The sequence below is a fragment of the Afipia sp. GW823-FHT06G09 genome (assembly GCF_058794875.1).
This window is the reverse complement of the sequence record NZ_JBXAHF010000004.1, coordinates 692,641-705,140: the sequence shown is the minus strand read 5'-3', so window position 1 is coordinate 705,140 and position 12,500 is coordinate 692,641. Positions and strand designations below refer to the sequence as shown.

The following is a 12,500-nucleotide window of genomic DNA, read 5'->3' as shown; positions in this document are numbered from 1 at the left end:
GGCGGCTTTGCCGCCTCGGTTTCTAACCGCGAGCCTTGGCGTTGAGCGCCGACGCAACGCGGCTCACTGGCTTTTTGCCCAGCACCTGCGCGATGTCGTTGGTCGCGGCCACGAGCTGCTTCATGTCCACGCCGGTCGCAACGCCCATGCCTTCCAGCATGTAGACCACATCCTCGGTCGCGACATTACCCGTCGCACCGGGCGCATAGGGGCAACCGCCGAGACCGCCGGCTGCGGAATCGATCACACGTGCGCCTTCTTCAAGGCCCGCGTAGAGATTGGCGAGCGCCTGCCCATAGGTGTCGTGGAAGTGCATGCCGAGATTCTTCATCGGCACTTCTGTCGCGACCGCGCGCAGCAACTGCCGCGCCTTTGACGGCGTGCCGACGCCGATGGTGTCGCCGAGCGAAACCTCGTAGCAGCCGAGATCCCACAGCTTCTTCGTCACGTCGACAACCGCCGAAGGGCTGACTTCGCCGTCATAGGGACAGCCGAGCACGCAGGAGACATAGCCACGCACCTTGATGCCGTCCGCCTTGGCACGCTCGATCACCGGGACAAAGCGCTGGATCGATTCCGCAACGGTGCAGTTGATGTTGGCTTTGGAAAATCCTTCCGAGGCCGATGCGAACACGGCGATCACCTTGGCACCTGCCGCCTTCGCAGCCTCGTAACCCTTCTCATTGGGAACGAGGACATGGAATTCGTGGCCGGGATGGTGGTCGACGGCGCGCAGCACCTGATCCGAATTGACCATCTGCGGAATGGCTTTGGGCGACACGAAGCTGCCGACCTCGATGGTGTGAAGCCCCGCCTTGACCAGATTTTCAATGAACGCGATCCGTGCCTCGGCCGAGACCGGCGTCTTTTCGTTTTGCAGCCCGTCGCGCGGGCCGACTTCGACAATACGGACCTGATCGCTCATGAAACCTGTCTATGCCTTCGGTTCGATCTCGGCGAGCTCGACGCCTTCGGCGACGATGTCACCAACCTTGCACTTGAGCGCCTTGACGGTGCCCGCGAACGGCGCGCGCAGGGTCTGCTCCATCTTCATCACTTCCAGCGTCAGGATCGCGGCGCCCTTCTCGACCTCTGCGCCTTCTTCGACCAGCAACGCCACGACCGTGCCGGGCAGCGGCGCCACGACACGGTCGGCACCCGCCTGCTCCTCATCCTCAGTGCCGAACGGATCGACCCAGTGAACTTCAAAGCGTCCATTACGGGTGCGGACATAGACCTCGTGGCCGTCGAGCAGGCCAGTCACATGATGTTTCACGCCGTCGAGCACAAGATGGATGCCGCCGCGCGGCGATGCAGAACTTGCGAAGGCGACGACCCGTCCGTCGATGGCCAGCGTCGATGGGCCCTGACCATAACGCATCGACACCTTGCGCTCGGTGCCATCCGCCTGCCGGAACATAAACCGGCGTCGGCGCGCAGCGACAGCGGCCCAGCCCGCTCCCGCCCGCCATGGCGAGGTCACGTCATTCCCTGCGGCAGCCGTTTCGCTTTGCAGGATCGCGGCGACGGCAGCGCCAAGTTCGAGATCAGTCAGTTCGGCTTCCGCCGGGGTCAACTTCGCCAGTTCGCGCTCGATGAAGCTGGTGTCGATGGCGTTGGCGCGCACATCCGGATGCGTGATCAGCGCAGACAGAAACGGGATGTTCGTGACGATGCCGCGGACGTCGGTTTCCTGCAGGCCGCGATTGAGTCGCGAAATCGCCAGATCTCGCGTCGGCGCCCAGGCGATGACCTTGGCCAGCATCGCGTCGTAATTCGGTGAGACCGTCTTGCCTTCGGCATAGCCCGCATCGATGCGAAGGCCGTCGACTTCCTCCGGCGTATTCCAGGTGCGGATGCGGCCCACCGACGGCATGAAGTTCTTGTTCGGGTTCTCTGCGTAGACGCGCGCCTCAATGGCATGACCGTTCAGCCTGATCTGGTCCTGCGCCAGCGGCAGCTTTTCACCGAAAGCGACGCGCAACTGCAGTTCGACCAGATCGACGCCGGTGATCAGTTCGGTCACCGGATGCTCCACCTGAAGGCGCGTATTCATTTCAATGAAGAACGTCTCCTTTCCATCGGAGACGAACTCGATGGTGCCCGCGCCGACATAGTTCACCGCACCCGCGGCCTTGCGCGCGGCTGCACAAACCGCGTCACGCTGCGCTGCATTCAGCGTCGGCGACGGAGCTTCCTCGATCACCTTCTGATGGCGGCGCTGCAGGGTGCATTCGCGCTCGAACAGCGAGATCAGATTGCCGTGGCTGTCGCCAATGATCTGCACTTCGATATGGCGCGGATTCTGGACGAACTTCTCGATCAGCATCCGGTCGTCGCCGAAGGCCGCCAGCGCTTCGCGTTTGGCGCTGACGATCGCCGACGCCAGTTCATCCGCGCTGCGGACGATGCGCATGCCGCGTCCGCCGCCGCCTGCTGATGCCTTCGCCAGAACCGGATAACCGATCTTCGCAGCGGCATCGGACAGCGTTTTCTCGTCCTGCGCTTCGCCGTGATAGCCGGGCACCAGCGGCACGCCCGCCTTTTCCATCAGCGCCTTGGAGCCGGACTTCGACCCCATCGCTTCCATCATTTCGGCGGTCGGGCCGACGAACACGATGCCCTCGGCGGCACAGCGGCGCGCGAAGTCGGCGTTCTCAGAGAGGAAACCGTAACCCGGATGGACCGCTTCGGCGCCGGTCTTCTTCGCCGCCTCGATAATGCGATCGACATTCAGATAGCTGTCGCGCGCCCGTGCCGGGCCGAGCAGCACGGCATCGTCGGCCATGGCGACATGCACGGCGTCGGCGTCGGCTTCCGAATAGACCGCGACGGTGCGCAGTCCCATGGCTCGCGCGGTGCGGATCACACGGCAGGCGATCTCGCCGCGATTGGCGATCAGCAATGTGTTGAAGCGGCGGTAAAGCGCAGCGGGAGTTTTTGCGTTCATCAGATCAACTCCACGATGCCTTGCGCTTTTCAAGAAATGCCGAAAGGCCCTCACGAGCCTCGGGTTTGGCGCGCACATCGGCGATCAACTGCGCCGTCTCATTCATCAGCGCGTCGTCGATAGCGCGGCCCGCGATGTCACCTGCGAGCTTTTTCGCGATGGCGCGCGCGCCGGGTGCGGCAGACTTCAACTGCTTGAGCAGCTTGCCGATGCGCTCGTCCAGCGCGTCGGGTTCGACGACCTCATGCAGGAGGCCGATCCGCATTGCTTCCTTCGCATCGAATACTTCGGCGGTCTGGAAATAACGCCGCGCGGTGCGTTCGCCGATGGCGCGCAGCACATAAGGACTGATCATGCCCGGCACGATCCCGAGACGAACCTCGGACAGGCAGAATGTTGCGCTCGACGTCCCGACGGCAATGTCGCAAGCGGACACAACGCCGACGCCGCCGCCATAGATCGGTCCCTGCACCCGGCCGATGGTGGTCTGGGGCATCCTGTCGAGCGCGGACAACATTCGCACCAGCGGCATGGCGTCCGCGATATTTTCTTCGCGCGTATAGGTGCCGGCCTCGCGCATCGCGCTGATATCGGCACCGGCGCAAAGGCTCTTGCCCTCGCCTGCGAGCACCATCGTCGCAATCGAGCGATCGGAAGCGATGCTCTCAAACGCAGTGCGCAGCGCCTCGATCAGGGTTCGATTGAGGGCATTGTTCAGTTCGGGACGATTCAGCGTGACGCGTGCCACGTCCTGATCGCGCTCGATGCGGACAAGATCGGTCATTGTTTTGCGCCCCGCATCACATTCTGAACACGCCGAACTTCGGCGGCTCGATCGGAGCGTTGGCGGCGGCGGACAGTCCGAGCCCGAGTACAAGCCGCGTATCGGCAGGATCGATCACGCCGTCGTCCCACAGCCGCGCCGTGGCGTAATACGGATGGCCCTGCGTTTCGTACTGTTCGCGGATCGGCGCACGGAACGCATCTTCTTCCTTGGCCGACCATGAGCCGCCCTTGGCCTCGATGTTATCGCGCCGGAGCTGGCTCAGCACCATCGACGCCTGCTCGCCGCCCATCACCGAGATGCGGGCATTCGGCCACATCCAAAGGAAACGTGGGCTATAAGCGCGGCCGCACATGCCGTAGTTGCCCGCGCCGTAAGAGCCACCGATCACCACGGTGAACTTCGGCACCGAGGCGGTTGCGACGGCAGTTACAAGCTTCGCGCCGTCGCGGGCGATACCGCCCGCCTCGTATTTCTTGCCGACCATGAAGCCGGTGATGTTCTGCAGGAACAGCAGCGGGATGCCGCGCTGGCAGCACAGTTCGATGAAATGCGCACCCTTCAGCGAACTCTCGCTGAACAGAATGCCGTTGTTGGCGATGATGCCGACCGGATAGCCCCAGATGTGAGCGAAGCCGCACACCAGCGTGGTGCCGTAGAGTTTCTTGAATTCCTCGAACTCCGAACCATCGACGATCCGCGCGATGATCTCGCGCACGTCGAACGGCTTGCGGGCATCCGCGGGAACGACACCGTAAATATCCTCGCGCTCGAACAATGGCTCGCGCGGTTCGCGCAGGCCAGCTGCTGAGGATTTCGCCGGATTGAGATTGCCGACGATGCGGCGTGCGATGCCGATGGCATGGCTGTCGTTCTGCGCATAGTGGTCGGTCACACCGGAGTGGCGGCTGTGAACGTCAGCGCCGCCGAGTTCTTCCGCCGTGACGACCTCGCCGGTCGCGGCCTTCACCAGCGGAGGACCTCCAAGGAAGATCGTGCCCTGATTGCGCACGATGATGCTCTCGTCCGACATCGCAGGAACGTAAGCGCCGCCGGCGGTGCACGATCCCATCACAATGGCGATCTGCGGAATGCCCTGCGCGGACATGTTGGCCTGATTGTAGAAGATCCGGCCGAAGTGCTTCTCGTCGGGGAATATCTCGTCCTGCTGCGGCAAGAACGCGCCGCCGGAATCGACCATGTAGATGCACGGCAGATTGTTCTGGCGCGCGATGTCCTGCGCGCGCAGATGCTTTTTCACGGTCATCGGATAATAAGTGCCGCCGCTGATGGTCGCATCGTTGGCGACGATCACGCATTCACGGCCCGAGACCCGGCCAATGCCGGTCACGATGCTGGCCGAATGCACACCGCCGCCATAGAGGCCGTAGGCGGCCATCGGCGAGAATTCGAGGAACGCCGTGCCCGGATCGATCAGGAGGTCGACGCGGTCACGCGCCAGCATCTTGCCGCGCGCGGTATGCTTGGCGCGCGAAGCCTCCCCGCCACCGCCCGCAACTTGCGAGAGCTTGTCCCGAAGGTCCGCGACCAGAGTGCGCATGACTTCCGCATTGCGGGTGAAATCGGACGATTTGGGATCGAGTCCGGAACGAAGTGCCATTTGTTTCCCGCCGCGTAACGTTTTGATCTTGCTTGCTTCCGTCCATTCCGGACGGCTTCGACCCGCAAGGTGTCACTGCTTGGCGGCTGAATGCAACCACAACTTTCGCGGAGTACTTGCAGAGGTCAGGCGCCCTCAATAAGGCAAAGCGACATCAGGAAATGTCATGTCCCCGACATTTGCCGGGGCAATTTCGGAGGGCCGGATCAGGCGATTCCCAAGCCGACGCGTGCGGTCAAAGGTCCGCTGAAGCGCTCACAGTTTGCCGAGATTTAATGCGTCCAGGGCTCGACGCGGCGGAACGCGAAATTGTCCGCGTAGGCCTTCACGCGCGGCTGCAATTCCTTCGGCTCCAGCACCTGATAGGGAATGCCTTCCCGCTCGCAATAGGCGACGGCCTCTTCCTTGGTGTGGAAATGCAGCGTCACCTGCTGCTTCATGTCCCCGGAGCTCGTCCAGCCCATCAGCGGCTCGACCACGCGCGGCTGCTCGGGCTCATAGTCCAGTTGCCATGCCTTGGTCTTGGCAAACCCGGACTGCATCGCATTTTTAGCAGGTTTGAAGATTCTTGCTGTCATGGAGCTAACGGGTCCCTGCGCCTGATCACTAGTGGCATCGGATAGGTAAAAAGCATGAGATTCGGATGCCGGCCAACATCAAGATCCTGAGCATGACTGCCCAGAACAAGACTTTTTTCGGCGGGTTCTGGTATAGTCGGTCCGAAACGCGGTGACAATGTCGGACCGCTTGGGTCCGGGTAGGCGTTCCGCTGGCGTTATTTGGTTCTATCGCATCACGAAACGGTACTCATGGAAATCCAGGCAACACTCCCCGAGAAGGGCCGCGACCTCCGGCTCGATTTCTTCCGCGGCATCGCCAACTGGTGGATCTTTCTCGACCACATTCCGAACAACGTCATCAACTGGGCGACCCCGCGCAATTACGGGTTCAGCGACGCCGCCGACTTGTTCGTCTTCATATCGGGCTACACGGCGTCGTTCGTGTACGCGAAGATGATGCTCGATCGCGGCTTTATCGTCGGCTCGACCCGGCTGTGGAAACGCGTCTGGCAACTCTACGTCGCGCACGTCATTCTGTTCGTGATCTATATCGCGGCAATCGGCTGGGTCGCGCTGCGTTACGCCGATCCGGACATCCTCAACGAGTTCAACGTCGCCGGTCTGGTCGAAAATCCGATCCAGACGCTGACGCAGGGTCTGATCCTGCGGTTCAAGCCGGTCAATCTGGACGTGCTGCCGCTCTACATCATCCTGATGGGCTTCTTCCCGCCGGTGCTGTGGCTGATGCTGCGCAAGCCCGACCTGGTGATGATCGCTTCGCTGGTGTTGTATTTCGCGGCACGCCAGTTCGGCTGGAATTTCTCGGCTTATCCGGTCGGCTCGTGGTACTTCAATCCGTATACCTGGCAACTGCTGTTCGTCTTCGGCGCATGGTTCGCACTGGGCGGGGCCAACGAATCCCGCTCGGTGATCAAGTCGCAATGGCTGCTGATCGCCGGGACCCTCTATCTGATCTTTGCACTGATCATGACGATGGCCGGGCGCTTCGAATCCTTCGGCGCGCTGTTTCCGAAGTGGCTCTATGACGCCTTCAATCCGAACGACAAGACGTTCCTGGCGCCGTATCGCGTCATCCATTTCGTGGTCATCGCGTTCTTTATCACGCGCTTTATTCCGAAAAACTGGGGGCCGCTCGAGACGAAATGGGCCGAGCCGGTGATCAAGTGCGGCCAGCAATCGCTGCAGGTGTTCTGCGTCGGCATCTTCCTCTCCTTTGTTGGGCACTTCGTGCTGATGCTGAGCTGGGGCACGGTCTGGGCGCAACTCGGCGTCAGCATCGTGGGTGTCGCGATCCTGACCGCCGTCGCCTACTACGGAAGCTGGTCAAAGAAACAGGACAAGCCATCGGCGCGGTCGGCACCTGCGAAAGCGCCTGGGGTCCAGACTTCGGCAGCACCGGGGGCCTGATTTGACCATACGGCGGGCAAATTGGCCGGGGGCGGTTTAACCGCCCGCGAAATGCCGTTCTGCCTTGCTGGAGCCATGCGAAGCGTGTATCGACTGCCCTCTCGGGGTATAGCGTAGCCTGGTAGCGCGGCGGTTTTGGGTACCGCAGGTCGGAGGTTCGAATCCTCCTGCCCCGACCAAATAACAAATTGATTTTATTACGCTTCTTGGTCGCGCGATTTCGCGCCGACAGCCTAGCCTCAGCGGGTTCCGAACAACGGATGCGCCACACGGTCGCCGGGCTGAATTCCGTATTTCCGGGCTGTCCCTCCGATCACCTCCAGCACGCCCTTCGCCAGCCCTCCGGACGAAATAATCTTCTCGGAATGCGGTTCGGTATTCTCGGCGATCCGCAGAATCCGGCCGTCGCTGCGGATGAAGATCATATCGAGCGGAATGAAGGTGTTCTTCATCCACATCGAGACCGGCTGTTCAGGGGAAAAGTCGAACAGCATTCCCCGCCCCTCGGGCAACTCCTTGCGATACATCAGCCCCGTGGCGCGCTCCTGCTCGGTCTTGGCCATTTCGACGGTGAACACGTGCACGCCCGACTTGGTGACGATCTCCAGCGGCTGCATTTCGGCGGCGGACGCAGTGGCGGCCGCGAGGGCAAACCATGTCACGGCTGCGGCGATGACCGCCCGGATATTCAGCTTGATGTGGGGGAGTTTCGGCGAACGAACGAACAGCATGCGCGGCAGTATCCAGAACCAGATGTGCAGGTACCCTAGCCCGCCAAACATGGCAAAGGCCAGACACAGGTCTGGCCTCACTGGAAGATCACGCGGATGTGGTTGCGTCAGCTCAGTGCGACGACAGTCCGGGTGCGCCGGTTTCCGGCTGGATCTCAGCCGCCATCATGCCCTTGGAACCAGGCCCGAACCTGACCAGCACATACTGGCCGGGGCGCAGTTCGGTCATCCCGTAGCGGCGCAGCGTTTCCATATGCACGAAGATATCCGGCGTCCCTTCGCCGCAGGTCAGGAAGCCGAAGCCCCGAAGCCGGTTGAACCATTTGACCTGCGCCCGCTCCAGCCCGCTGGTCGGAGTGACGCTGACGTGTGTCCGCGCCGGGAGCATCTGCGCCGGATGGATGGCGGTCGACTCGTCCATCGAGACGATGCGGAAGGCCTGATAACCCTTCTGACGCTGCACGCATTCGACGACAAGACGCGCGCCTTCATAGGCGGTCTGATAGCCGTCGCGGCGCAGGACGGTGACGTGCAGCAGCACGTCGGGCCAGCCGTTATCGGGAACGATGAAGCCGTAGCCCTTCGAGGCATCGAACCATTTGATGACGCCGGAAATCTCGACGAGATTGACGGCCGCGCCATCCGCAGCCGCGAAGGAGTCGGCGGCGAAATTCCGCTCGGCTGAGGCAGCCAGCTCGCTGGGAGCAAACCTGTCGGGCCCCGTCCCGATCGGTTGACCGCCTGCCTTCTTGGACTCAAATCCGTCCGAACCCATGACCCCCGGACCTCAAACAAATCTTAGGTCAGTCAACGACATGACCAAGTACGATATGCAAGGACGTTTCGCGTTACCCCATCGTGACGAATCAAAATGAACCAAGGCGAATCCTTGATTTAACGATAACACTCCGGAACAGGGCTGAAAGACAAAAAACAAATCAGCAGTGACCTATGAACAGCCTTGAAGGGCAGCGAATCACTGATGGGGTCAATGGCCGACGAACGGCCCAAGGGTCTCGCCGATATCGTGACGGATCACCAGATCGGCAACGTCATCCTGATCCGTCGGCTCGTTGTTGATGATCACGAGTTTGGCCCCGCAATTGCGGGCCATCAGCGGGAAACCGGCGGCAGGCCACACCACCAGCGACGATCCGATTGCAAGGAACAGGTCGCAATGCTGCGCCAGTTCCGTCGCGCGGCGCATTTCATCTTCCGGCATCGACTGGCCGAACGAAATCGTCGCCGATTTCACGGGCTCACCGCACGTCGTGCATGAAGGCGCAATGCCTTCTTCCTCGAAACGTTCCTTGACCCAGGGAATCTCGAACCGCTGTCCACATCCGATGCAGCGCGCGTAGGTGGTGTTGCCATGCAGCTCGACGACATGCTCGGCGGAAAATCCCGACACCTGATGCAGGTTATCGATGTTCTGCGTAACGATCGCCGGAACCTTTCCGGCCTTGTACAGCGACGCCAGCGCACGGTGCCCGCGGCTGGGCTTGGCCGCAGCGAAGCTCGGCTCCATCGCGAATCGGCGGCGCCAGGCCTCGTCCCTTGCGTCCTGGCTGGCAACGAACTCGCCGAACGGGATCGGACGATTGCGTGTCCAAAGCCCGCCCGGCGAGCGGAAATCGGGAATGCCGCTTTCGGTGGAGATACCCGCGCCGGTGAACGGCACAATCGTCCGGGCTTCGGCGATCATGTCGCCGAGCATGTCGATTCCACTGCGAAGATCGGATGCAATCATCGTATCAGTATAACCCAACAAAAATGGGGGCGCGAAGCCCCCATTCCTTTTCAAACTATCGCGAAATTCAGGCTGCCTTGTCCGCCTTCGGCGCCTGCGGCTTCGGTGCTTCCTGCGGCCTGGAAGCTTCCTGAGGCCTGGAAGCTTCCTGAGGCTTCAGGGCTTCCTTGATTTCCCGCATATCCTTTTTGGGCGCGCCGGCCTTGGCGGTCTTGCCCAGGGCAGCGAGCTTTTCCATCTCTGCAGCGAGTTCACGCTGGCGCACCGCGATCTTGTCGGCGAGCTTTTCGCTCGCCTGATCGCGCAGCGCCGCCAGATCGTCGATCGACATCGAATCCAAATCTACCTTTTGCATGGTCTTCCCCGATTGATTGACTCACGGAGGTACCAAGAAGGTCTGCACCTCGCCAGATGACGCGGTTTCTTATCCACTGTCATACCGCAGCGAGGTGTCAGCACTCAGCAGCCGGTAAATTTTGCAGATGGTTCTTCATGGCGATTGCGGAGAAATGTCAGACCACACACCGTCAGACGCTGCGGATCGGTCTCTCCGGCAGAAGAAAGCGTTTCAATATAGCTGTCGACGCTTTCGCGGGCTTCCTTCAATTCTTCTTCGTCGAGGTTACGCATCATACCGAACGTATGGATAATCCGATCGACCACTTCTTCCAAGAACGCCTCCCTCTTCCGATCAATTCCGAGAGATAACGGCGACGCGGCAAAAAGGTTCCCGCAACAACACCTGCCCTCCAGCCCGTTTTGCTGCTATCTGATCGTCGCGATTTAAACGACTCTGGCGATGCCCGAAGAAGGATAGGAAACATGCGTTATCTGCACACCATGCTGCGCGTCCGCAATCTCGATGTCGCTCTCAAGTTCTACAGAGACGCGCTGGGCCTCAAGGAAGTCCGCCGGACGGAAAGCGAAAAAGGCCGATTTACGCTGGTCTTCCTGTGCGCGAGCGAAGACGAGAACCTGCTGAAGCAGGTCAAGGGACGCGGCGCGCCGCTTGTCGAACTGACCTACAACTGGGACGAGGAGACCTACGGCGAGGATCGCTATTTCGGCCATCTCGCCTATGAAGTCGACGACATCTACGCGACCTGCGAGCGGCTGATGAAACTCGGCATTACCATCAATCGTCCCCCGCGTGACGGTCAGATGGCCTTCATTCGCTCACCCGATCTTCACTCCATCGAGCTTTTGCAGAAGGGCGACGCCCTCGCGCCAAAGGAGCCGTGGACTTCAATGCCCAACACCGGGCATTGGTAGGCACTGGTTTATTTTCGGAACAAGAGCATCGCAGTCACGTTCTCCATGACATTGATTAATGCATGGAGGAAAAAATGGGACGCGGAATCTTGTTGTGGCTGCTGGGCGTGCCAATCCCTGTGATCATCCTGCTCTGGCTTTTCTTCGGCAGATAGACTGATCTGACTTCGACAGAAAGTCCCTGCGCAAAGCAGGGCTTTCACGTCACGGACTCTTTGGGTCCGCGCCTGCGGTTCAGGGCTTTCTGCAATCGCCCGTCGCCTCGACAAGCTTGACGAGCTTGTTGCCCGCAGCTTTCAGAATACACATCTCGATTTGCTTGCCGGCAGGCACTGGCTTTGCGCAAATGATCTGCGGGTTGTCGTCATAGACGGCCGTCGAGAATTTGCAGTTCGCCTGGCACGACGCGGTGTAGTTGAACGGGTTGGTCAGCAACACGCTGGCCGACTGCTCTCCCGGCAGGATCGTACAGGCGATCGGGACCGGCTCAGCATAGACCGCTGACGACAGACTCCCTGCCATAATCGTCATAAAAATCAGGATCTGTTTGCGCATGACTCGGCCGTTGTTAATTCTCGCAAGACGGTAGCAAGGCCGGCTACCCGAGACGAGCATTTCATGAGCAATCCTGCCCGTCCGGTCCCCAGCCAAGCGACGTCTTGAGTTGCAAGAATCCGCGATCTCTGTTCGAAATCGCTGACCGGGTACTGTCAGGACGGGCATCTTGCAAAACGTCGTCAACGCATTCCTGCTGGTTTATGCCGCGCTTTTTCCGATCGTCAATCCCGTCGGCAGCGCTCCCCTGTTCCTGCGCATGACGCGCGGGCGGACCACGGCCGAACGCAGCGTCCTTGCGCTGAACGTCGCGCGAAACAGTTTCTTTCTTCTGCTCGGGTCGCTGTTCATAGGATCGCATGTTCTCGAGTTCTTCGGGATCACCCTGCCCGTGGTCCGTATCGCCGGCGGGCTGGTGGTGGCGGCGTTCGGCTGGCAGATGCTGCATGCGCCGGAAGATGCCGATCCGGATCGCGCAAAGGTCGACACGGGTCCCGCGATCGACGCGTTCTATCCGCTGACCATGCCGCTGACGGTCGGCCCCGGATCGATCTCCGTTGCGGTCACGCTCGGGAGTCAGCGTCCGACACCGACGGCGGATTTCACCCAACTGGCGATCCTCGGCGGCGCTGCGGTGGCAGGCCTTGCCGCCATCGCTCTCACGATCTTTGTTTGCTACCGGTTTGCCGATCGCATCATCATGTTTCTGGGCACGCGCGGCACGAACGTCGTGATGCGGCTTTCAGCTTTCATCCTGCTCTGCATCGGCATCCAGATCATCTGGAATGGGGTGAGCGCGTTGCTCAGCAGGGTCGTCTGATCCGCCCGCCCAGCGCGTTCTTCACGCGC

At 61.0% G+C, this 12,500-nt stretch carries 14 protein-coding genes and 1 tRNA gene; 4 read left to right on the top strand and 11 right to left on the bottom strand.

Going from position 1 to position 12,500, the window contains the following annotated elements:
* Positions 1-22 precede the first annotated feature (22 nt).
* The 5 genes from AC1Q67_RS20250 to AC1Q67_RS20230 form a co-directional block, all read right to left on the bottom strand.
* Complete coding sequence (locus AC1Q67_RS20250; RefSeq protein ID WP_492236592.1) at positions 23-925, bottom strand: hydroxymethylglutaryl-CoA lyase; 903 nt, start codon at positions 923-925, stop codon at positions 23-25.
* 9 nt (positions 926-934) lie between these two features.
* Entirely contained in the window at positions 935-2,950 is a 2,016-nt protein-coding gene (locus tag AC1Q67_RS20245) for an acetyl/propionyl/methylcrotonyl-CoA carboxylase subunit alpha (RefSeq protein ID WP_492236593.1), read from the bottom strand.
* 4 nt (positions 2,951-2,954) lie between these two features.
* Positions 2,955-3,734: an enoyl-CoA hydratase/isomerase family protein gene (locus AC1Q67_RS20240; protein ID WP_492236594.1), complete on the bottom strand. Its 780-nt coding sequence runs from the start codon at positions 3,732-3,734 to the stop codon at positions 2,955-2,957.
* A gap of 16 nt (positions 3,735-3,750) precedes the next feature.
* The gene (locus AC1Q67_RS20235) at positions 3,751-5,355 is read right to left on the bottom strand and encodes a carboxyl transferase domain-containing protein (RefSeq protein ID WP_492236595.1); all 1,605 of its coding nucleotides are present in this window, start codon (positions 5,353-5,355) and stop codon (positions 3,751-3,753) included.
* A gap of 272 nt (positions 5,356-5,627) precedes the next feature.
* Complete coding sequence (locus tag AC1Q67_RS20230) at positions 5,628-5,933, bottom strand: ETC complex I subunit (protein ID WP_006020476.1); 306 nt, start codon at positions 5,931-5,933, stop codon at positions 5,628-5,630.
* A gap of 231 nt (positions 5,934-6,164) precedes the next feature.
* On the opposite strand from AC1Q67_RS20230, the gene AC1Q67_RS20225 reads away from it, so the two are divergent.
* Both AC1Q67_RS20225 and AC1Q67_RS20220 read left to right on the top strand, forming a co-directional pair.
* Positions 6,165-7,343: an OpgC domain-containing protein gene (locus tag AC1Q67_RS20225; protein ID WP_492236596.1), complete on the top strand. Its 1,179-nt coding sequence runs from the start codon at positions 6,165-6,167 to the stop codon at positions 7,341-7,343.
* A gap of 102 nt (positions 7,344-7,445) precedes the next feature.
* Positions 7,446-7,522, top strand: a tRNA-Pro gene (locus tag AC1Q67_RS20220).
* A 60-nt stretch (positions 7,523-7,582) separates the two neighbouring features.
* Here the strand turns inward: AC1Q67_RS20220 and AC1Q67_RS20215 are convergent.
* The 5 genes from AC1Q67_RS20215 to AC1Q67_RS20195 form a co-directional block, all read right to left on the bottom strand.
* Entirely contained in the window at positions 7,583-8,074 is a 492-nt protein-coding gene (locus tag AC1Q67_RS20215; protein ID WP_492236597.1) for a DUF192 domain-containing protein, read from the bottom strand.
* 112 nt (positions 8,075-8,186) lie between these two features.
* Positions 8,187-8,849, bottom strand: a complete 663-nt coding sequence (locus tag AC1Q67_RS20210) for a cold-shock protein (RefSeq protein ID WP_024577867.1) — start codon at positions 8,847-8,849, stop codon at positions 8,187-8,189.
* 213 nt (positions 8,850-9,062) lie between these two features.
* Complete coding sequence (locus tag AC1Q67_RS20205; RefSeq protein WP_492236598.1) at positions 9,063-9,824, bottom strand: SIR2 family NAD-dependent protein deacylase; 762 nt, start codon at positions 9,822-9,824, stop codon at positions 9,063-9,065.
* A gap of 67 nt (positions 9,825-9,891) precedes the next feature.
* Complete coding sequence (locus AC1Q67_RS20200) at positions 9,892-10,179, bottom strand: hypothetical protein (RefSeq protein WP_492236599.1); 288 nt, start codon at positions 10,177-10,179, stop codon at positions 9,892-9,894.
* A 104-nt stretch (positions 10,180-10,283) separates the two neighbouring features.
* Complete coding sequence (locus AC1Q67_RS20195) at positions 10,284-10,487, bottom strand: hypothetical protein (protein ID WP_492237151.1); 204 nt, start codon at positions 10,485-10,487, stop codon at positions 10,284-10,286.
* 159 nt (positions 10,488-10,646) lie between these two features.
* Between AC1Q67_RS20195 and AC1Q67_RS20190 the strand changes: the two genes are divergently transcribed.
* Positions 10,647-11,096, top strand: coding sequence for a VOC family protein (locus tag AC1Q67_RS20190; protein WP_492236601.1), 450 nt, complete (start codon positions 10,647-10,649; stop codon positions 11,094-11,096).
* Positions 11,097-11,330: 234 nt separating this feature from the next.
* Here AC1Q67_RS20190 and AC1Q67_RS20185 read toward each other — a convergent pair whose 3' ends face one another.
* Positions 11,331-11,711 (bottom strand): hypothetical protein, encoded by a 381-nt coding sequence (locus AC1Q67_RS20185; RefSeq protein WP_492238165.1) that lies wholly within the window; start codon positions 11,709-11,711, stop codon positions 11,331-11,333.
* Positions 11,712-11,820: 109 nt separating this feature from the next.
* Between AC1Q67_RS20185 and AC1Q67_RS20180 the strand changes: the two genes are divergently transcribed.
* Positions 11,821-12,471, top strand: a complete 651-nt coding sequence (locus AC1Q67_RS20180) for a MarC family protein (RefSeq protein WP_492236603.1) — start codon at positions 11,821-11,823, stop codon at positions 12,469-12,471.
* Positions 12,472-12,500 lie beyond the last annotated feature (29 nt).